The organism is Dysgonomonas sp. HDW5B, assembly GCF_011299335.1.
In the GTDB taxonomy this organism is placed as follows: domain Bacteria; phylum Bacteroidota; class Bacteroidia; order Bacteroidales; family Dysgonomonadaceae; genus Dysgonomonas_A.
Genome location: NZ_CP049858.1, coordinates 1,549,749 through 1,573,749, shown reverse-complemented (window position 1 = coordinate 1,573,749; position 24,001 = coordinate 1,549,749). Strand labels below are relative to the sequence as shown.

The window sequence follows — 24,001 nt, the reverse complement described above, 5'->3', positions numbered from 1 at the left end:
CCGGCATTTACATTATTTAGGTTGATTTCACAATATTAGTTAATAAGCTTTTGATGCCCCCATCTTAATTAACCTAATGAGTGTCATAGTTTGCACATGGTAAACTATGACACTCATTAGGTATTTTATGATATAGGTAAAGTTTAGGACTTATGTTTGCGGTAATCGTTCGGAGTCATCTCATATTTCTTCAGAAACTCTCTGTAGAAATGAGATTTATTGGAGATTCCAACCTTATAGGTAATTTCTTTAACTGTGAGGTTTGTATTAATCAGTAGTTTGGCTGCATAGATCAGCTTATAGTCTTTAATGAAATCGCTGGGAGGCATCAATGTTATTTTCTTGACTTTTCGGTACAAGCTGCGACTGCTGATTCCTAGTTTTCCGGCAATTAATTCGGGTCTTAAAGTTTCATTTTCGATATTCTCCTCTATAATAGAGATTATATCTTCCATAAAACTTTTGTCCTCTTGATGTACTAGTTTTCCTTCCGAATATTCATAAGCACTCTCGGGTGAATCATAGTATTCTTTGAGTTCTCCTTTGGAGGTAAGCATGCGATGTACCACAGAACGGAGCAACTCCGAAGAAAAAGGTTTGGTCAGATATGTATTGGCTCCCGCATCATATGCTTCGGCCTGCTCTTTTGCCGTAACTTTTGCCGATACGATTAATATCGGAATGTGTTTTGTAAACTTATTTGCTCTAAGGCGTTTGGTTAATTCCAATCCGTCTATCTCCGGCATCATAATATCAAGTATTATGAGAGAGGGTGTAATATTCTCTACCATTTTGAGAGCTTCCGAAGCATCGTTTGCTTCTTTTATAATATAATCGGAAGATAAAATCTGCGATATGAGCCACACAATCTCCCTATTGTCGTCAACAACCAATATCGTTGGCTGTGTTGTAATTTCATAAGGCTGGCTCTCTGTTTTATTCAATAATGTCTCTGTTGTCGTTGTTTCTGGAATTTCGTTGTCGATTTCCAGAAAAGGCAAAGAGACAACAAACTCAGCATATTCATTTATCTCACTATTTACTTTTATGTCTCCTCCTAACAGTTTAACAAGACTGTAACAAATCAAAAGACCTAGTCCATTGCTTGAAGTCATTTGAGCATATCGATTCTTTTCGATATTGTCAAGAATATAATAACGATCAAATATTTTCATTTTTTGCGATTCCTCTATACCTTGTCCTGTGTTATATATGCTAATAATAAGTGAGTTATTCTTTATAAGTGCTTCTATTTTTATAAGGCCTCCGGAGGAAGTATATTTAAACGCATTCGAGATTAGATTTGTAAATATTTTCTTAAAATACGCTTCATCCGTATTCCAGTAAAGATTGTCAGGAACCGTTGCGGTATATTTTATACTTGTCTGATTGGCAACATGTGTAAATGAAACTAATTGGTTATTTATTATTTCCGATATGAGAGTACGTTTTATTGATTTCGAGTTAAATTCTGAATTTTCTATTTTCCTGAAATCAAGAATTTCCTGTATAAGCTCATTCAGATTATTTACATTGTTATTCAATATATTGGTGTATTTACTCAACTTATCATCCTGTATCGAATACTCCAGAATCTGTTCACAAACTCCGTTTATCAGCGTCAAAGGAGTATAGAGTTCGTGTGTGATATTGGTAAAGAAATTGAGTTTTGTCTCCAATAGTTTTTCTTTCTGCTCCTCTTTTATCTTATTGGCTATAGCCAGTTGTCTCCTCTGTATTCTGATTTTTAAATAATATGCAGTGCCTAATAATAAGAGTATAGCTCCAATTATATAGCATGCAATAGCCCATATGCTTAAATACCAAGGAGGTAGTATGGTTATATTTAAACTGTAATAATCAGAATCCAGAACATCATTCTTAAACTTTACTTTCAAAGTATAATTTCCGGGCGGAAGATTGGTGAAGACCACTTCATTATCATTTTGCAGTTCTTTCCACGAAGGAGTGTAGCCTTCTATACTGTATGAGTATTCATAATCAGAACCATTTATATAGTCTATTGCAATAAAAGAAATCGAAAACGAATTCATCTTAGCAGGTAATTCCAACTTATTTGATTTTTCGTTTAGATATCTTGTTTGAGTTGAGTTATTTCCCGGAAATTTTATATCGAGGAAATTTAAATTCGGTCTGTATTTGGTATTCTTCGACTCTTCGGGATATAACCATACTAAACCGTTGGTTCCACCCCAGAAAAGCCTTTTCGATTGTGGGCAAAACCAATAAGCATCGTCAGAGAATTCAGTCACTTTCAGGTCTGAATAATAATTATGGAAAAAATCATTTTTTGGATTATACTGCACTAAACCTTTGTTTGTGCTTAACCAGATATAGCCATTTTTATCTTCTAAGATACCATGTATCATGTCATTGGCAATACCTGATCTGCGATCGAAATGTTTTACCATATTTTGCCCTTGAGGCATTAATTTAAGTTTGGTAAGCCCTGAACTCGATCCGATGTATATGGTAGAGTCTTTGGTCTGATAAACACTCAGAACATCACCAATAGCAGTGCGTTCGGTATTATTCATCGGGATAAATTCGTATTGTTTGCTTATTACGTTTAGTCGAACAACACCAAATCCGCCCCGGCAACCTACGAATAGATCGGTACCTCCATTGTAGCTTAGAGAATGAAACTCATTGCATATATTATTGTTTTTTTCGAATGTATACTTTTTGATTAATTCAATATCAATATCTGATTTTGTCTCCTTTATCTGAATCTCCAATAATCCTTCGCCCGCTGTTGCAATCCATAATGTAGAGTTGCCAACTTCACAGATTGAATGTACTTTTTTTATCTGTTGACCCGATTTGTCTTCAATTGTATGTATCTGTTTGTCTTCGTACGAATAGTATGACAAACCGGGACCTTCGGTTCCAATCCAGATAATATTTTTGTAATGGCTTCGTAAGAAACAAAAGACCTGATTATCCGATAAGCCATCTTTATTTGTAAATCGTGTGATGTTATGCGTATAGTTGTTATTTTTTACCGTGTTTTCATAATCAGAAATGCGAATTATCCCATCCCCTTTTGTGCCTATCCATAAATTATGGTACTCATCTGTATATATTGCCCTGACGGGTTTGTGCAGGTTTTGCGGTATTTGGTCGAGAGTAATGTTTTCAAATAGATTATCTTTCTCGTAGTACATTTGTACCCCTAAACCATCTGTTCCAACCCAGAGGATTTCTTGCTTTTTATCTTTCAATAGCGAAAAAATTCCGATTTTTAAGGTTACAGGCTCACTATTGAATCCTTCGGAAGCTTTTAGTTTAATTAGTCCACTGCTTTTGAAGGCAATAAAAATATCTTTGTGGAAATTGACAATCTGCGAAATGGAGCCATACTTGTCTATCAAGCTTGACAGGTCTTTTATAAATATCTTCTTTCTATTATTTGTATCATACAGATACAATCTTTTATCAGAATCAACAATATATAAAGTGTTGTTGTCGTAAAATGAATAAACTATTTTTTTATCGTGAATGCTTTCCTGATTTATGGATAAGCCGGTTTTTTCGGGTGTATGTATATCTTTTAGTTTAATCTCAATAAGATTAGCATCGTCAGTTAATGCGTATAGTTTGTGAGTTGCAGTCCAAAACAGACTTTTTATCTTGTCAGGTGAAATATTATTGGAGTAAAAGTCTTGAAAAGTTCTTTTTTGTGGCGAATAATAGGAAATGGAATTTTCTTTTACAATTGTAACCGTATTTCCCAGACTGTCACAAGCGAGTAATCTGGCTTCGGAATATTCGGGATGGGATTCTATTACTTTTTTTTCTTTCAAAGAAAACTTATTAAGCCCTAAGGAGGTCGATATCCACAAATATCCAGTGTCAGCATCCGTTATTTTCTGAATAATATTACTGCAAAGCGTTAACTTGCTATCTATCTCAAATCTATATATTTGTACGTTTTTGCTGTCATACAGAGTTAATCCATCGTAAGTTCCAAACCACATGTATCCGGTTTTATCCTGATGCATGGATAGTATGGCATTGTTCGAAAGATTGATGTCTTTTTCGTACAGACCGTATGAAGAAAAAGCTGTTGTAACGGAACAGAAAAAAAAGATGAGAAAGAACAAAAGGTGAAAAGATATCCGTCTGGTAAAAAAATGACTTTTATAATTCAAACATTTATCCTTAATACAAAACAGAACAGATTTGATCATAAAAATAACGACCCCTATAATTAGTTTAACAATACTACTACTACGATGTTTTGAATATACAAAAGACCTGTGGAAAAACAAGAGTATTAGCCTGTAAAACTAAATATATTATTTGGCTGTTTAGTAAAGTTCTAAGAATAGAGTAAATCGCTTTTCTTTTTTGTATTGAGAATATTATTCTTAGGGTTAATAAATCCGATACTATTCGGATCGTTTTAAGTGAGGCACAGTAATATAATTACGTAAAGGTGAACTGCTTATTAAGGTTCTGCCTTAGAGGTTGAAATCAATATTGATATAGAAGTACTGTTCCGATTTATTTCTTGTCGGATTTAAATTACGGATGTTAGGTGAAATCTTTAGTTGTTTTGCAGGGCGAAACTCTACACCTACAATCATTAATTGTCCATCCAGATCGTTCCATGGCTCTTTGAAGCTATCCGGTTGAGTTGATTCGGTTAGGTCATATCGTCCATATACTCTGAATTTAGGGGCAACTTTTACTGAAGAATAGATGGAATAACCATAATAATCTTTATTCTCTATAAATCCTTTATTGTACAAGTGGTTGTATTCTATACCGCACGAGATGTTCTTATCCATATAACCAGCAAATAAGGCTAAGATATACTGGTCTTTGTACTTTGCACCGGTTACCCCTGTAGGCAAAGCATCCCTTAATTCTTCGCTGTGATTGTAAACATCCCCATAGATTCTGAAGACCGTATTTTTGATAGGGTGAAGGCTTATTCCTCCTGCATAGCGTGCACTATTGTCTTTTTTTACTTTCTTGTACCCTTCTCCGTTTGTGAATGTCAAGTCTGCAGTAATAAAGGGATTGAAAGTATATTCGAATGAAGCTCCCAGATCGACACTTGGAGCCATTTTATTCAGATCCTGATACGATTTAAGTACATATCGGTGCATCCAGTAAAGCTCTTGAGTATTATACTCTAAGAGTCCGATTAATCCCCCGTTGATATTGAAATTTTTATCGTTCCAATTGACAAATGCATTACGTACATAGACTTCGAGTGAACCGCTGGAAACCTTACCTGATGCTCCGTCGACTACTAACTGAGCCTGCAATGTACGTGTGAATTTATAATTGTAACCTAAGAATGCACGTGTTATATCGAACCCTGATGTGTGTTCGGCATTACCTAGTCCTGTACTGTAATCGAGAAAGCCTTTAGCAATAATTGTTCCTGTAGGCTTAAACTCAAGAGAATCTTGTGCTAATAGTGAATGAGAATGAAAAAATATTGTAAGAAATAAGATCGAACTAAGGTAATAAATTTTCGTCATGTTCAATTTTGCTTAAATTTTCCACAAAATAAACAGAATGAGGTTAAATACCAATTTCATTGCTGTTAAGATATTGTTAATAGGAGCGAGTTCTGGTATGTAGTGATAAAAAGGGTGAACGAATGATAGAAAGTATTTAACCAAAATAGAGCTAAATCAAGGTCTTAAACCTTTTGCAACTTAGGTTTGTGAGGCGATCTATGTTCGGTAAGGAATAATTGATAAGTTTTGCTTCAATTTTTAAATTTGTTATTTGCGAGAGTCGTATATTTGTCTTTGTTATGATTATCTTCGCTATGTGGTAATAGAATAATTGTATGTTTTACACTAAATAAATACTATATTTGCACTCTTTTACTCAAAGCATTCATTAGTTATATTACATGACCCCATATGACTTCACTATTTTATAAAGATCAGGAAAAATTCTATGTGTCTGTTGACTGTCTTATTCTCGGATTTAAGAATGATAAGCTGTATCTTCTCATCTCAAAGCGTAAATTTGAGCCATTAAAAGGACAAGATTCTTTGATGGGAGGATTCGTACGATCCAATGAGAGCCTTTCCCAGACTGTTTCGCGCGTAGTATTTGAATATACGGGCATTCAGGATGTTTTTATGGAGCAGGTTGGAGCATATGGTGAAATAGGTCGTGATATTGGCGAGCGTGTGGTATCTCTGGCTTATTATGCTTTGATCGACATACAATCTTTTGACGAACAGTTGTGTAAGGTGCATAATGCACGTTGGCAGGAGTTGGATAAAGTTGGTAATCTCATATTTGACCATAATCAAATACTCAATGATACAATTGAAATCTTAAGAAATAAAGCAGCTACCAAACCACTCGGGTTTAATCTGTTACCAGAGAAATTCACATTACCTCAACTGCAAAGTCTGTATGAAGCAATTTATCAGACGGAACTGGATAAACGCAATTTCAGAAAGAAGATTCTGGAGATGAATATTCTTGAAAAACAGGAAGATAAAGATAAATCCAGTTCGAAAAGAGGAGCTTATTATTATAAGTTTAATAAAGAGAAATACGATCAATTACTTCAAAAGGGCTATTTTTTCTCCCTCTGAAATATTTTTATAACGAATAATTACTTGTCTTATAATAGATTATTGCTTCGATAATCTATTGTGAGACTTTTTTTATTTCTAATATGTTTTATAACACATGGTCAATAAGTGTTGTTTTGTACACTTATTGCTAATATTGCAAGTGTAACGAAAACACTTATTTTGCATTTAACCTTGTAATGGTATGTTAGAAACATTAAAGAAAGAAGTTTTTGAAGCTAACCTTGATCTGGTAAAGCACGGATTGGTACTATTTACCTGGGGAAACGTCAGTGCAATAGACCAAGATTCTCAATTGGTAGTCATTAAACCATCGGGAGTATCATACGATGTAATGACAGCCGACGATATGGTGGTGGTAGATTTGGATGGTAATGTGATCGAAGGAAAGCTGAAACCATCTTCCGATACCGCTACACATCTTGTTTTATACAGGGCATTTCCTGCAATCGGAGGAATAGTTCATACCCATTCTACCTATGCTACAGCTTGGGCACAGGCGGGTTGCGACATCCCAAACATTGGAACTACGCATGCCGATTACTTCAAGGATGCCATACCATGCACCCGACAAATGACCTCTGACGAAATCGACAATAAATACGAACTGGAAACGGGCAATGTCATTGTAGAACGGTTCAAAGATTTAAACGCAGAATATACTCCCGGAGTTTTAGTGAATAATCACGGACCATTTTCGTGGGGAAAGAATGCACATAATGCGGTACATAATGCTGTTGTATTGGAGCAGGTTGCTAAGATGGCATCCATATCATTCGCTGTAAATCCACAATTGAAAATGAATGATGACCTTATCAAGAAACATTTTTTCAGAAAACACGGACCCGATGCTTATTACGGTCAATAAACTTTCTCTCGTAACTCGTAACTAATTAAGTATAACTATAAGATTAATCCCAAAAATTTATATATCATGGAATTCAAAGATTTAGAAGTTTGGTTTGTAACCGGAGCACAATTATTGTATGGTGGAGATGCTGTTGTAGCAGTGAATGCACATTCTACTGAAATAGTAAAAGGCTTGAATGCAGCAGGTACACTGCCTGTTAAAGTAGTATTTAAAGGAACTGTAAACTCTTCTGCCGAAGTATCGAAAACCTTCTCGGAAGCAAATAATGACCCCAAATGTATCGGTATTATTACATGGATGCATACCTTCTCGCCTGCAAAAATGTGGATTCAAGGCTTAAAGGATTATAAAAAACCACTTTTACATCTTCATACTCAATTTAATAAGGAGATTCCATGGGCTGAAATCGATATGGATTTCATGAACCTGAATCAATCGGCACACGGTGACCGTGAATTTGGTCACATGGTAAGCCGTATGCGCAAAAACCGAAAAGTAGTTGTAGGACATTGGTCTGATGCAAAAGTTCAAGCTAAGATAGCCGTTTGGCAACGTGTTGCAGCAGCTTGGGCAGATGCTCAGGGAATGATTATTGTTCGTTTTGGCGACAATATGAATAATGTAGCCGTAACCGATGGCGACAAATTAGAAGCAGAATTGAGACTGGGTTATCATAACGATTACTATGGAGTAGGTGATTTAGTCGCTTTCCAAGATAAAGTAACAGAAGCAGACGTAGATGCCTTAGTTGCAGAATACGAAAAAGAGTACATATTTGCAGACGATTGCAAAAAAGGAGCAAAAAATCACGGACAAGTACGTGAGGCTGCCCGTGAAGAAATAGCTCTTCGCCGTTTCCTGAAAGACAAAGGAGCGAAAGCATTTACAACCAATTTCAATGCCTTGCATGGTTTGAATCAATTACCCGGTCTGGCTTGTCAACGTCTGATGGCAGAAGGTTACGGTTTTGGTGCAGAAGGTGACTGGAAAACAGCTGCCTTGCTTAGAACGATGTGGGTGATGGCGAAAGGGTTACCCGGAGGAACATCATTCCTCGAAGATTATACATACCACTTTGATGGAGAACAAAGCGCAATTCTTCAATCGCATATGTTGGAAGTATCTCCAGAAATTACAACTCAAAAACCACGATTGGAAGTTCACCCCTTAGGTATTGGAGGTAAAGCCGATCCTGCACGTTTGGTTTTCACAGCTCATGCAGGCACAGGAGTTGCAGCAACCATAGTAGATATGGGCAATCGTTTCCGTATGATTGTAAATAATGTAGATGTTATCGAGCCTAAAGCCGCATTACCCAAATTACCCGTTGCAAGTGCTTTGTGGATACCACAACCCAATCTTGAAATAGGTGCAGCAGCTTGGATATTAGCCGGAGGTACTCATCATACATCATTCTCATATGCATTGACCAATGAGTTTTTGGAAGACTATGCCGATATAGCCGGAATCGAATTGATAACTATTGATAAAGACACAACTATCAATAAGTTCAAATTCGAATTGAAAGTAAATGAAGTGTTCTATTTGCTAAATAAAGCATTACAGTAAGTTAGTTAAGGTTTGACCGATAGCCTTGGGGATGCTTTGATCCTCGGGGCTTTAGGTCTCAACTTAGATAACTATTTTATTAATCTGAATTTGAATAGAATATGAAATATACAATTGGGCTGGATTACGGTTCAGATTCTTGTCGGGCTGTTATCATAGATGCCGAAACAGGCAAAGAAATAGCTTCATCCGTAAAATACTACAAGCGTTGGGCAGCAGGTAAATACTGTGATCCACATAAAAATCAATACAGACAACATCCCCTTGATTATATCGAAAGCCTTGAAGAATCTGTAAAAGAGGCTTTAAGCAAATCACCTAAAGGTACAGCCGAAAAGGTTGTTGGAATATCATTTGATACAACAGGCTCAACACCTGCACTTATCGATAAAGAGGGGCAAGTTCTTTCTTTGAGACCCGAATTTGCCGAGAATCCAAATGCCATGTTTGTTCTTTGGAAAGATCACACAGCAGTAAAAGAAGCCGCAAAGATCAATGAAGTAGCCAAAAGATGGCCTATTGATTATACAGCTTATGAAGGGGGTATCTATTCGAGCGAATGGGTATGGGCAAAAATGGCTCATGTTCTAAAAGTAGATGAAACAATTCGTGATGCTGCTTATTGTTGGATAGAACATTGCGATTGGATGTCAGCTTTGATAACCAATACCACAAAACCATCTGATATTATAAGAAGCCGCTGTGCAGCAGGACACAAAGCCATGTGGCTCAAAGAATGGGACGGATTGCCAACAGATGATTTTTTGACCGAAGTAGAACCACTGCTCAAAGGTTACAGAGACAGACTCTTCAAAGAGACATACACAAGCGATGTTAAAGTCGGTAATCTTACTCAAGAATGGGCAGACAGACTGGGTCTTACTACCAATGTAGCTGTTGGAGTCGGTGCATTCGATTGCCACATGGGAGCAGTAGGTGCTGAAATAGGACCTAAAACCTTTGTGCGTGTAATCGGTACATCTACTTGCGATATAATGATTGTGCCATACGAAGATATGCACGGAAAACTAATCCCCGGAATATGTGGACAGGTTGATGGTTCGGTAGTTCCCGGAATGATCGGATTAGAAGCAGGACAGTCGGGATTCGGAGATATATACGCTTGGTTCAAATCGGTATTGGCTTGGCCAATCGAAAATCTGATTAAAGAATCGTCATTGATAGATCAGGCTACAAAAGATAAACTGATAGCAGAAGCTTTAGATAAAATAATTCCTGCCTTATCGAAAGAGGCGGCGAAAATACCCGCATCTGAAAGTGGCGTTTTAGCTATTGATTGGATGAACGGACGCAGAACGCCCGATGCTAATCAATTGGTAAAAGGGACAATTACAGGACTGAATCTGGCTAGTAATGCACCTATCATTTTTAAAGCATTAGTAGAAGCAACGGCATTCGGGTCGAAAGCAATTGTAGATCGTTTCCTTGAAAATGGCATCGAAATAGAAAGTGTAATAGGAATAGGAGGTATTTCATTGAAATCGCCTCTTGTTATGCAAACACTGGCAGATGTACTGGGTATGCCTATTAAAGTAGCTAAGTCGGAACAGGCTTGTGCCTTCGGTGCAGCTATGTTTGCCGCCGTGGCCGCAGGTGTACATCCTACGATAAAAGAAGCACAAGCCGCCATGGGACAAGGTTTTGCTTTCGAATATCAACCGAATATGGAGAGTCACCGTGTTTACATGTCGGTATACGAAAAATACCGGAAGCTTGGAAAATTTACTGAAACAGAATTATTCTCATAACCTTTTAGAGCTTTTTATTGCCTTGGCAGGTAGAACCAAAAAGGTAGTTATGGCTAAAAATGGAGTAATAAATAGTTGAAATTACTTAAATGATCTTATACATATGAATTGGAATTCACATGAGTTTATTTGGCTGGACTGGCTGATTATTGCCGTAGGTATCCTGGCGGTAACATGGGCTGTCTGGCGTTCGGTACAAAAAGACAAACGTTTGCAACAGGGAGCCAATAGCGAGGACTACCTGTTTGGTAAAGGCGAACCATGGTATATTATCGGAGCAGCTATTTTTGCTGCAAACATCGGTTCGGAACACCTTGTAGGGCTTGCCGGAACAGGAGCAAAAGCAGGTGTGGGTATGGCACACTGGGAAATGCAGGGCTGGATGATACTCCTCTTGGGGTGGCTCTTTGTACCTTTCTATCAGTTGATGAATAATAAGATGGGCAAAATTATTACAATGCCCGACTTCCTCAAATATCGTTATACGCCTGCTACAGGTTCGTGGTTGTCTATTATCACGCTTATAGCATATGTATTGACCAAAGTAAGCGTAACGGCCTTTACCGGTGGTATTTTTATGGAGAGCCTTCTGGGCTTGCCTTTCTGGTACGGGGCAATAGGCTTAATAGTCTTAACGGGTATATTTACGGTTTTGGGAGGAATGAAAGGTGTAATGACCCTGTCGGCAATTCAAACACCTATACTTATCATTGGCTCGTTTCTCGTTCTATTCTTAGGATTATCGGCACTCGGATACGGAAGTATTGCTGATGGATGGACTGCGATGATTGACTATTCTAAAACACTAAACGTTGGACCCGACGGAGTTGCACACGGTACAAATCACATGTTCCACTTCAATACGGGCGATCCGTTGTATGACGATTATCCCGGATTTTGGGTATTTATCGGAGCATCCATTATCGGCTTTTGGTATTGGTGTACCGATCAGCATATTGTTCAGCGTGTGCTCGGACAACGCAAAGGAGAGGATAACGATGTTGTGATGAAACGTGCACGCAGAGGTACAATCGCTGCCGGATATTTTAAATTGTTGCCTGTATTTATGTTCCTTATACCGGGTATGGTAGCTGCTGCATTGGCAGCACGTCCCGACAGTGGATTCACATTGGATCACCCTGATACCGCCTTTGGGTCAATGGTTAAATTTGTATTGCCTGCCGGCGTAAAAGGTATTGTTACCATCGGTTTTATATCTGCATTGGTTGCTTCTTTGGCGGCATTCTTCAACTCTTGTGCTACGTTGTTTACGGAAGATTTTTATAAACCGAAGTTCAAAGAGAAGAGTGAAGCCACCTACGTTATGGTAGGTCGTGTTGCAACAATTGTTGTAGTGATACTTGGTATTATATGGATACCTATTATGATGAGCCTCGGTAGCCTTTACGATTATCTGCAAGGTATTCAATCGCTGCTTGCACCTGCCATGGTAGCAGTATTCGCATTGGGTATATTTTCTAAAAGAATCACCCCGAAAGCAGGAGAAGCAGGTATGATAGTCGGTTTTATTATCGGTATGGCTCGCTTGCTGACCAATATCTTTACCAGTACGGGTAAAGACGTAATGACAGGTTGGTACTGGGAGTATACAACTTGGTTTTGGCAGACCAACTGGCTTATCTTCGAGGTATGGTTGCTTGTCTTCATCATGCTGATGATGGTTGTAGTGTCGTTTTTCACTCCAAAGCCAACTGCTCAACAGATAGAAGCTATCACTTTCACCGATGACTATAAGAAAATTATCGGAAAGAGCTGGAACAAGTGGGATGTTATTGCATCGCTCGGGGTTGTCGTTCTTTGTGGATTGTTCTATTGGTATTTCTGGTAAGAAGATATATTCTTTAAGTAAAATAAGAGACTATATATATAAAGTAGCGATAAATATTTAATGCGATATCTTTATTAGTAGGGGCAGACCTATGTGTCTGTAAACTTCAGGTGAACAGAGAGATTCACACCCTACATCCCAAGCAATAAAAAGCTCTGAGAGCTTATCTAGTTATTTTGTATTTCTTGATTATTCTCACTGTTAGCAACTAAACTGCAGTGAGAATTTTCTATCTTTAAGGTCTTGAATCTTATTTTGATAAACAACAAATAGTGACAGTTATATTTTATAATTCTAACTGCCTTTAGCGATTATGCTTATCAAAGCAATAAAAAGCTCTGAGAGCTTGATAAACAACCAAAACTTATACATATATGAAAAAGATTTTTTATTTAGGGATTGCCCTTTGTTTGTTCTCTTGTAATAATAAACCAACTACACCACCACAAGCAGAAGGCTCTCAAATTACCTTAATGGCAGATTCTGCATTTACAAAAACAGTAGATGGCAAAGAAATCAAACTTTACACACTCGATTCGGGAAATGGGATAACCATGCAGGTATCTAATTTCGGAGGAAGAGTTATTTCTCTTTGGACTCCCGATAAGGATGGAAAGTATGAGGATATTGTTTTGGGACATAACAACATCAACGAATATATAAATTATGAAGGCGAACGCTTTTTAGGACCTGTTGTCGGTCGGTTTGCTAATCGTATTGCCAAAGGAAAATTTACACTGGACGGAGTAAAATATCAATTGCCTGTTAATAACAATGGACAGACTCTGCACGGTGGTCCTGATAGTTTCGATATGAAAGTATGGAACGTAGATAGTATAAGCAAGAATCAAATACAATTATCTTATACATCTCCCGATGGTGAAGAAGGATTTCCGGGAACTGTAAAAGTGAAAATGATATATACACTTACTCCCGAAAACGAATTTAAGATAACCTATAGTGCTACAACAGATAAGCCAACGCATGTAAATCTTTCTCATCATTCATTATTCAATCTGAAAGGAGTAGGAAACGGTACTATTACCGATCACATATTGACTCTAAATGCAAGTGCGATTACTCCTGTGGATACTGTCTTGATACCAACAGGTAAAATTACGTTGGTCGAAGGAACTCCATTTGATTTTAGAACACCAACAGCTATCGGTGCAAGAATAGATGCTGATGACGAACAACTGAAAAATGGTTTAGGATACGATCACAACTGGGTAGTAGACCGCAAAACTGAAAAAGACGTAGAGCTTATAGCAAGCTTGTACGAACCTGCGAGTGGAAGAGTAATGGAAGTTTGGTCAGATCAGCCCGGTATCCAATTTTACAGCGGAAACTTTTTCGATGGAAAAGTTATAGGTAAATACGGTAAGGCTCATAAATTCAGAGAAGCGGTGGCTTTGGAAACTCAAAAGTATCCTGACACACCCAATCAACCTCAATTTCCATCTACCCGATTAAATCCGGGAGAAGAATATACACAAACTTGTATTTATAAGTTTTCGACAAAGAAATAAAAAGCCTGAGGTCTTTTATTAATGAGCTGTAGGGGTGAACCTATGTGTTCCCCACAGAGGACAGACACATAGGTCTACCCCTACAAACGAAAACGCAACACAATTAAATATCAGAATGAGAACTGAAAAAGAAAAAATGTTTGCCGGAGAACCTTATTGGGCACATAGCGAAGAAATGACAGCTATACGTTCCGAAGTAAAAAAGCTACTCCATAAACTGAATGTGACCGAATATCATACCGATAAATTTCGTGATGTAATGAGGGAACTGTTTCCAAACTCGGCAAAGAATTTTTATACAGAGCCACCTTTCTATTGCGATTACGGAGATCATATATATGCAGGAGATAAAGTATTTATTAATTTCGGAGCGGTTATTTTGGATGGAGCAAAGGTCACCATTGGAGATGGCACATTGATAGCTCCCGGAGTACATATTTATACGGCTCAACACCCTTTAGATGCCGACGAGCGGGATTTGTGGGAAGACTGTAAACCCGTAACAATAGGTGAACGTTGCTGGATTGGTGGACATTCGACTATTTGCCCCGGAGTAACCATTGGCGACAGATGTGTTATCGGAGCAGGATCGGTAGTAACTAAAGATATTCCGTCTGATTCATTAGCGGTTGGTAATCCGGCAAAGGTGATCCGCAAATTGAATAAGGGAGAAGATTTGTCGAAAGTAATAAACTCTTGATTCGGATTATATTTTCTAAATCTGAAATACAGATAAAAAAAGCAGTTGCAAGTTATTTGCAACTGCTTTCTTATTTTCTCCTCCCGATGATTTTCTTCAGGGTTGAATTATAGTAGATTGTCATTTGTTGATAGAGATTAACATTTAAAAACACATGGGCGTTTTTTGAGTATCTGAAAACCATGTAAAAAGTAATTTCTGAAATTAACAAGCTAATTTTCTATATTTGTAGATAATAAAGTCTTTTTATTATGAAACTAGTTGTGCATTTCGTTTTACTATTACTTTTTCCCCTAAATATTTTTTCTCAAGGATTACGATTTCATGGAAATGAAAGTGTAATTAATGAGAGAACTTCATATTCTGTATTTGAAAATGGATCTCCGGCTTTTACTGAAAAGCTGGTTATTAATTTCGAATTATCGTTGCTGCCACCCTCTAATGTCGGTTATATTTTCAGATTGAAAGATACTAACCTCAATACAACTTATAATTTGATGTATGATAATGAAGGGCGTGAAAATACCGTATTTAAATTTAATGAAGAGGGGCGAAACAATTTAATTACCAGTATTTTCAAGAAAGAAGAACTCTCTAATTGCCAGTGGGTGAGTATCAGCTTATCATTTGATCTCCAACAAGACTCCATGACTTTGAAGATTAATGATAAAGAAACAAGAATAGGAGGTTTAAATCTTCTTGAAAAATGGAATCCTGTTATCTATTTCGGTAAAAGTGAGCATGTTGTCGATATACCTTCATTTGCCATTAAAAACGTGATAATTAAAGATAAGCAGCAGGAATATTATTTTCATTTAAATGAAAATGAAGGAGAACTTGTACATGACTCTAAAGGTAAAGTCAGAGGTCATGCCTCCAGTCCCGTTTGGTTGATAAATAATGCCTACTACTGGGCACCAAGAGCTTCTTTCAAATCAAAAAATGTAGCAGGCTTGAATTTTAATAGCCAGACTCAGGATATATACTTTTTTGATAAAGATTCGATCACATTTTTCAATGTCCGTTCTAATGCTGTATCATCTAAAAAATATGAAAACGAATTACCTGTAAAGCTCAAGCTCGGTATGAGTTTTGTAGATAAGGCAGACAATCGTTTATATGCATACGAAGTATATTCTGAAGAAGCGGCGGAGGTCGCTACCTCTGCTTATCTTGATCTGAATACTCTAATGTGGACAACAGAGAGTGTTGATAGGTTACCGACTCAACTGCATCATCACAATGGTTATTATGATGCAGCTAATCACCGCTATCTGGTGTTTGGCGGATTTGGAAGTCAACATTATAACAAAGAATTTTATTCGTATGACTTGATCGAAAAAAAATGGAGCCGACTATCATTCGAAGGGGATAGGATAACACCCCGATACTTCTCCTCGATGTGCTATAAAAAGGAAGAAAACTCCTTATACGTTTTTGGAGGTATGGGAAATGATTCGGGAGATCAGACTATTGGTCGTCGTTATTATTATGATTTATATAAAGTTGACCTCAATGAAAAGAAGATCACCAAATTATGGGAAATACCTTGGCATGGAGATAATGTAGTTCCCGTGCGTAGTATGATAATGCTCGACGATTCATGTTTCTATACTTTATGCTATCCCGAACATTTTTCGAATACATCGTTGAAACTGTACCGTTTTTCTGTTAAAGACGGGAGTTTCGATATTCTTGGAGATTCAATTCCTATTCGTTCCGATAAAATTACGACAAATGCCAATTTGTATTATAATGAAAAGTTGAATGAGCTATACTGCACCGTTCAGGAGTTCGATGCCAGCGATATATCGTCAGTAGCCCGTGTGTACTCTTTATCTTTTCCACCCATAAGTCTTGAAGAACTTTCGGGAATGGGTAAAGATGAATCGATGCTCTACATTTGGGGTGTCATTATTGCGGTGTTTGTTTTAGGAGGTGTGTGCTTCTTTTATGTAAAGCGAAGGGCGAAAAAAAATACTGATACTCACGATGCTTTGAGTGTTGTAGAGCGTCAGGATGAAATGTCTCAGCAGTCTTTTGTTAGAAAAGATCAGTCCAATTCAATCTATCTTTTTGGTGAATTTACGGTAAGGGATCGAAATAATAAAGACATTACCTACATGTTCAGTACAAAGCTGAAACAGACTTTTCTACTGATTCTTCAATATAGTCTCGAAGACGGTATCTCGTCACAGCAATTGAGTGATATTCTTTGGCCTGATAAATCTGAAAATAAAGCAAAGAATCTGAAAGGTGTAACACTTAACCATATACGTAAAGCCTTAGCTGAGCTTAATAATGTAGAACTTATTCACGATAAAGGATTCTTCAAGATTGTATTATCCGATGGATGTTATTGTGATTATAAGCGGTTTTTTGAAATAACCAAGGGCGAGAATATGGTTAATAACAAAGAGCTGATTGAGATTCTGATAAGAGGTAAATTTCTGAAAAATACCGAAGACGAAATGTTCGATTCTTTTAAACTGGAAATTGAAAATAAAGCGGAATCTATTTTACAAATGGAAATAGAAAGCAGATATGCTCAGCAAGATTATCAAACAACCTTACTGCTTGTTGATACTCTTTTTAATATTGATTCACTCAACGAGGAAGCCTTGTATTATCAAATACATTCTCTTATAAAATTGAAAATGCCCGATCAGGCAAAAAATAAATATCTATTATTCTCCGCAGAATATAAGAAGGTAATGAATGAAAATTATTCTATAGGTTTTACCTCTCTGTTGAATGACAACAAAGCATAATTAGACTTACTGGAGGGAGAGAATTGCGTCTGCACAAGTACCTGTAGGCTGATTCGTCTTGTGTGTATAGGTATTGTGTAATATTCTTCTTTTTTTACACATATTGATTAAATGTATGCAGATTAATAAAATAAGTTAACCTTCTAACCCTTTTTTAATCGCAAATTAACCCAATAGTTAACCATGCCCGCATACATTTGACCCCGTTAGCTGATCGGAAATACCATTAACCTGTAACGGATATTAAATTTTTCAAATCCTGTTTGAATATATCATGTAAGCAACTTTTGAAATACAAAGGCTCTTTATGCCTGTACAAATGTTTCTACTGCAATTTAAGATGTTAACTTATATATAAACCTTATGCGAAATCTTACTGTCTTATTTTTATTAATCATTTCTTTTTTTACTATTAAACTGAATGCCCGGACTGCTCCTGTCGATTATGTGAGTACGTTGGTTGGCACACAATCTAAACATTCGCTGTCTACAGGTAATACCTATCCGGCAATAGCTATGCCATGGGGTATGAACTTCTGGATGCCGCAAACCGGCAAAATGGGCGATGGTTGGGCATATACCTATGATGCCGACAAAATCAGAGGCTTTAAGCAAACCCATCAACCCAGCCCTTGGATAAACGATTACGGGCAATTTGCAATTATGCCCATTACAGGCAAAGTTGTTTTTGATCAGGATGAGCGTGCCAGTTGGTTTTCTCACAAAGCAGAAGTTGCTAAACCCTATTATTATCGGGTTTATCTAGCCGATCATGATGTGGTTACCGAAATTACTCCTACCGAGCGTGCAGCTATGTTCAGATTTACCTTTCCTGAGAATGATAATTCGTCAGTAATCGTAGATGCATTCGATAACGGATCGTATGTGAAGATCATTCCTGAACAAAATAAGATTATCGGTTACACCACAAAAAACAGTGGAGGGGTACCCGATAATTTCAAGAATTATTTTGTAATCGTATTTGATAAACCATTCACCTACACCGCTTCTTCAGTCAACAATACAATACAAAAAGGTGTATTGGAAACAAAAGAAAATCATGCCGGAGCAATCATCGGTTTCTCCACTAAAAAAGGAGAAGTTGTACATGCTAAAGTAGCATCTTCGTTTATCAGCTACGATCAGGCAGAATTAAATCTGAAAGAATTGGGTAATGATACTTTTGATCAGATAACAGCCAAAGGTCGAAATGAGTGGAATAAAGTATTGGGACGTATCGAAGTCGAAGACGATAATATTGATAACCTTCGTACATTCTATTCATGCCTGTATCGTTCGGTGCTGTTTCCACGTAGTTTCTATGAAATCAATTCAGAAGGAAAGCCTGTACATTACAGTCCTTATAACGGAGAAGTATTGCCCGGATATATGTTTACAGATACCGGATTTTGGGATACGTTCCGCTCTCTGTTTCCGTTCCTGAATCTGATGTATCCATCTATGAATGCGAAGATGCAGGAAGGTTTGGCCAACACCTATAAAGAAAGCGGATTTTTACCCGAGTGGGCTAGTCCCGGTCACAGAGGATGTATGGTTGGCAACAATTCCGCATCCGTAGTAGCCGATGCTTATCTCAAAGGATTGAGAGGATATGATATCGAAACTCTTTGGGAAGCAGTTGTCAGCGGAGCCAACAGTGTACATCCCACGGTAAGTTCTACTGGCCGTCTAGGATATCAATATTACAACAAGCTAGGATATGTGCCATACAATGTAGGCATCAATGAAAGTGCGGCTCGTACGCTAGAGTATGCATATGATGACTGGACTATCTATAAACTGGGAAAGGCACTGAATAAACCGGAGAAAGAAATCGCGATATATGCCAAAAGAGCGATGAATTATAAGAACCTGTTCGATCCTGAGCATAAACTGATGAGAGGGCGTAACGAAGATGGAACTTTCCAATCACCATTTAATCCTTTGAAATGGGGAGATGCTTTCACAGAAGGCAATAGCTGGCATTATACCTGGTCGGTCTTCCATGACCCTCAGGGATTGATTAACTTGATGGGAGGACAGAAGGGTTTCAACCAAATGCTCGATTCGGTGTTCAATGTACCCCCTTTATTTGACGATAGTTATTACGGAGGTGTGATTCACGAAATCAGAGAGATGCAGATAATGAATATGGGTAATTATGCACATGGAAATCAACCCGTTCAGCACATGATCTATTTATACAATTATTCAGGAGAACCCTGGAAGGCTCAATATTGGGTGAGGGAAGTAATGGATAAGTTATATACACCTAATCCCGACGGATATTGCGGTGATGAAGATAACGGACAGACTTCAGCCTGGTATGTGTTTTCAGCTTTAGGCTTTTATCCTGTTTGCCCCGGAGCAGACCAATACATAATAGGATCTCCTTTATTTAAGAGTGTAAAACTTAATCTGGAAAATGGAAAGCAAGTTCGCATTAAAGCCGAAAACAACGGTAAAGCAAACAGGTATATTTCGTCACTATCAGTAGACGGGCAACCTTATACCAAAAACTATCTGACTTATGATGAATTGTTGAAAGGTGCTGCAATTGACTTCAAAATGTCTCCGACCCCAAATAAGCAAAGAGGAATCAATGCTGCCGATTTTCCTTACTCGTTTTCAAATGAATTAAAAACAACAACTATATCTAGAAAAAAGAAGTAAGTATAAACCTTAAAAAAATCAGTAAACCCATGAGAAAAAAAGGACTCGAGAATCTCTATTATGATTCTTCGGTTTGAAATCGTATCCTTTATTCTGGTCAATTAATTAGCCTTTTATTTCCAATATATGATTTAAATCTATTAAAGAATATCAGAGGAAAATACAAAACTGTTAACAGTGGGTTGAATTTTAATAAGCATTATCTAATAGTTCTATTAGAATTCAACCCTTAACTTTTTATTTAATTACTAACATGAAATTATTAAAGATTTTACGAACTTTTATGTTCATGGTCTTGCTAGGAACTATAGTGTGTGTAGTAAGCTCCTGTAATAATGACGATGATCCGGTCAGTAAAGGTATAGGTACAATTACCGGTGTTGTGCTTGATGAAGCAGGAGTACCCATTGACGGAGTTACCGTTACAATGGGAGGGATGGGCGGAACCGAGGCAACAATAAATACCGGAACCGACGGAAAATACACATTCGAAAATGTTTCTATCGAGTCGCATTCCGTTACCTTCTCAAAAACGGGGTATCAAACAGTCAGTCTGACGGTTACAGCCGATAAATTTGATGGTAATAAAGTTGCTACCACCACAGTAGCAATGGTAAATGCATCGGCGAAAATTTCCGGTATCATTACCGATGGAAAGAATGCAGGAGCACCTCTTTCCGGAGTAACAGTCAGTATAACTCCTGCAGTATCGGCTACTACTGAGGCAGATGGTAAATATAGCCTCGAAAACCTCATTGCCGATGATTATGTCGTAACATTTATTAAAGCAAACTATGTAACCCAGACAAAGAAAGTGAGCAAAGCCGATTTTGTTGACGGAATGGTAACATTGGATGTAGTAATGGGTGGAACAGAACTTCTACGTGGTTTAACCATAGCCGATTTGTTAACTGCCGATAAATGGTATTATAATGAATACCGTGGTGGAGGTAATGCCGATGCTTACCCTCATTGGGATTGGGCTTGTAACTATTTCAGCTCGATGACCTTTAAAGGTAAGTGGGAAGAACAATGGGAAGGTACAACATTGCAAATCCGTAATGATCCGGGTGGCCGCACTAATCCTGCCGACTTGGAAGTGTTTGACTCATATACATACGGCAGCAAAAAGATTACGGCAGATAACAAAATCCTTTCGGTGAGACTACGTACACATAATGCTGACGAAGCATCACCTGCTTATTTTGGTGTACAGGTAGTTGACCTTTCGGCAGCCGAACCTCAAGCAGTACAAATAGGAGAAACTAAGCAATACGGATCAGGTAATTACACCGACTTTACTTTCGACCTGAGTGCATACGTTGGCAAAGAAGTAATTGTTGCTATTGGTATCTATCGCAAAGAAACAGGAGATTACTGGAAACAACTGGTTCTCCGTGCAGTTCGTTTTGCCGACAGAAAGGTTGAAGGCTGGGATTGGTTACCGGGTAACGAAGTAATCGACGGATGGAAACTTACACAAGAAACAGTACGTTCTACTATGCCCCAGACGAAAAAGCATTTTACAGGTATAAGTCCTATCAGTGCAGGAAGGGATGTAAATATGCAAACCGGATATCCGGCAGCTTATCATGCATGGCGTGCAGTTTCACACATCGGACACGAATGGTCGTTTGTTCCTTTGAAGAAAGACCCCGAAGTATTCCCCTCTGAAGGTTACTTAATCAAAACCCGTAATACATCCGAAGTAAGTACCGAAGTTCCCGAATCGTATTACTATGCCAAATTTGCCATTGCTTCAGGAAGTAATCAGTTGACATTGAAGACTCGAAACTTCGGAAGTAACCCTACATACTTTAAACTGACAGCTATTAAAGAAGATGGTACTGTGACCCATATAGCACCTAAATCCAATACAGCTCAGGAAGCATCCTCGGCAAGTAATGGCTGTTGGAAATTTAAACATGGAGACGGCGGAGCAGGTAATCCCGAAGGTTATGCTTCGTTTGTATATGATCTGTCGCAATTTAATGGTAATAGCGTAGTACTTGCCTTTGGAGTATATAATGGAGTTGCCAATTCGGGCGAGAATAAATTGGTTTTCTATTCAATTGATTTAAAATAAGATCTAAGAGTTATTTATTGCTTGGGTTGTAGGGTGTGAATCTATGTGTTCACCAGAAGTTTACAGAGACACAGGTCTAACCCTACAACTTGAAACGATAGCATTAAATACTCTGATTTACTTAAAAGCTCATATAATGAAAAAATTTCTTACAATAATTATTTGTTTTCTGCTGGTAGCAGTTGCTTGCAGTGAAAGCTCATCCAACGATACCCCCGATAAACCTTCGGGAGGGGGGACTCCTTCCGAGCAGAATTTAGTTCGTGCTATGCAAATAGCCGATCAAGCCATTTCTCTTTATTTTACAGGAGATGGTATGGCAATGGCGAGATATTATAATCCGTATACGGAAATCCGCTCCGAGGAAAAAGGCAGTGTATGGATGTATACCAGCTCTATTGAAGCTGTAAATGCGATTCTTCACGGACTTAAAGCTCAGAAAGATCACGGTAATGCAACACTGTATGATCAGCATTTCAGTCGCTATGTCGATTCGCTGGGTAAGTTGTACGATAATGCCGATTATTACATGGGAACGTTTGAGCTAACTTCTTATACCCAAACCAAAGAATGGTCGGTATATGGAGTTAATCGCGGAGGCTCTAAAGGTGCTGCTAAAGTAGAAGGCATCGAAAATGTATACGACGATCAGATGTGGCTGGTACGTGAGTTGCTGGAAGCATATAAACTAACCAACGATCAGAAGTATTTAGATAAAGCAGAGTATTTGACCGAATATGTTCTCGATGGCTGGGACTGTACACGTGATGCCAACGGAGAAGAAATCGGAGGTATTCCTTGGGGACCGGGTTACGTAACCAAGCATTCGTGTAGTAACGGACCGATGGTTAGTCCATTGGTGTGGTTGCACGAATTGTACAAAAGCAAACCCGATATGATTGAGCACCGATACATAGATGCTGCCGATAAGAAAACACGAAAAGCTCAAATGGAGAAGAAAAGCGATTATTATTTGGACTTTGCCAAAAAGATATATGACTGGCAAAAGAAAAATTTATTGCGTGCCGATGGTGTATACGATGATATGATGGGTGGTTGTACTCCGGGAAGTCCTGAAACAGAAATAATAGATGGCGTACCTTATCGTAAAGGAGGTACTTGTGTTGACCGTGTAGGACCTGCAATCACTTACAATAGTGGAACAATGCTTTCGGGTTCAGCCGACTTGTTTCGTGCGACAGGTAACAATATGTATTTGGAAGATGGACAAAAACTGGCAACCGCAAGCTTTGGCTATTTTGCTAAACTAGGTACTACCAAGCCCGGATACTATACATATGATATCAGTGGTTTCAGAGATTGGTTCGATGGAGTGTTGATGCGTGGGTATGTAGACCTGTATCCATCTTATAAGACTGTTGATGTGTGTATTAACAGTTTTCAGAAAAACCTTGATTATGGCTATGACAACTACCTTTATAAAGATATGCTTCCTACTAATCTGTTAGTTGGTTGGAATCTCGATAGAGGCAAGAACAATACAGAAGGAATGTTCATGTTTGCCTTTGCTGCAGAATATGCTGTATTGGCAAAGTATGAGCTGCAAAAATAAATT

At 37.9% G+C, this 24,001-nt stretch carries 13 protein-coding genes; 11 read left to right on the top strand and 2 right to left on the bottom strand.

The window, feature by feature from the left end; genetic code table 11:
• Positions 1–143: 143 nt before the first annotated feature.
• A complete protein-coding gene (locus G7051_RS06390) occupies positions 144–4,175 on the bottom strand; it encodes a response regulator (RefSeq protein ID WP_166199096.1) in 4,032 nt (1,343 codons plus the stop codon).
• Between the two features lie 312 nt (positions 4,176–4,487).
• Positions 4,488–5,522, bottom strand: a complete 1,035-nt coding sequence (locus G7051_RS06385; RefSeq protein WP_255493334.1) for a hypothetical protein — start codon at positions 5,520–5,522, stop codon at positions 4,488–4,490.
• A 393-nt stretch (positions 5,523–5,915) separates the two neighbouring features.
• Between G7051_RS06385 and G7051_RS06380 the strand changes: the two genes are divergently transcribed.
• From G7051_RS06380 to G7051_RS06330, 11 genes are all read left to right on the top strand, one after another.
• A complete protein-coding gene (locus G7051_RS06380; protein ID WP_166112675.1) occupies positions 5,916–6,608 on the top strand; it encodes an NUDIX domain-containing protein in 693 nt (230 codons plus the stop codon).
• Positions 6,609–6,792: 184 nt separating this feature from the next.
• Positions 6,793–7,476, top strand: coding sequence for an L-ribulose-5-phosphate 4-epimerase (gene araD, locus G7051_RS06375; protein ID WP_166199095.1), 684 nt, complete (start codon positions 6,793–6,795; stop codon positions 7,474–7,476).
• 66 nt (positions 7,477–7,542) lie between these two features.
• Complete coding sequence (gene araA, locus G7051_RS06370; protein WP_166199094.1) at positions 7,543–9,048, top strand: L-arabinose isomerase; 1,506 nt, start codon at positions 7,543–7,545, stop codon at positions 9,046–9,048.
• A 101-nt stretch (positions 9,049–9,149) separates the two neighbouring features.
• Complete coding sequence (locus G7051_RS06365; RefSeq protein WP_166199093.1) at positions 9,150–10,817, top strand: ribulokinase; 1,668 nt, start codon at positions 9,150–9,152, stop codon at positions 10,815–10,817.
• Positions 10,818–10,920: 103 nt separating this feature from the next.
• Positions 10,921–12,666, top strand: a complete 1,746-nt coding sequence (locus G7051_RS06360; protein ID WP_166199092.1) for a sodium:solute symporter — start codon at positions 10,921–10,923, stop codon at positions 12,664–12,666.
• Between the two features lie 374 nt (positions 12,667–13,040).
• Positions 13,041–14,195, top strand: coding sequence for an aldose epimerase family protein (locus G7051_RS06355; protein ID WP_166199091.1), 1,155 nt, complete (start codon positions 13,041–13,043; stop codon positions 14,193–14,195).
• Positions 14,196–14,310: 115 nt separating this feature from the next.
• Complete coding sequence (locus G7051_RS06350; RefSeq protein ID WP_166199090.1) at positions 14,311–14,895, top strand: sugar O-acetyltransferase; 585 nt, start codon at positions 14,311–14,313, stop codon at positions 14,893–14,895.
• Between the two features lie 251 nt (positions 14,896–15,146).
• Entirely contained in the window at positions 15,147–17,666 is a 2,520-nt protein-coding gene (locus tag G7051_RS06345) for a kelch repeat-containing protein (RefSeq protein WP_166199089.1), read from the top strand.
• 363 nt (positions 17,667–18,029) lie between these two features.
• Complete coding sequence (locus G7051_RS06340) at positions 18,030–20,339, top strand: GH92 family glycosyl hydrolase (protein ID WP_166199088.1); 2,310 nt, start codon at positions 18,030–18,032, stop codon at positions 20,337–20,339.
• A 253-nt stretch (positions 20,340–20,592) separates the two neighbouring features.
• Positions 20,593–22,425, top strand: a complete 1,833-nt coding sequence (locus G7051_RS06335; RefSeq protein ID WP_166199087.1) for a carboxypeptidase-like regulatory domain-containing protein — start codon at positions 20,593–20,595, stop codon at positions 22,423–22,425.
• A gap of 136 nt (positions 22,426–22,561) precedes the next feature.
• Positions 22,562–23,998, top strand: coding sequence for a glycoside hydrolase family 76 protein (locus G7051_RS06330; RefSeq protein ID WP_166199086.1), 1,437 nt, complete (start codon positions 22,562–22,564; stop codon positions 23,996–23,998).
• Positions 23,999–24,001 lie beyond the last annotated feature (3 nt).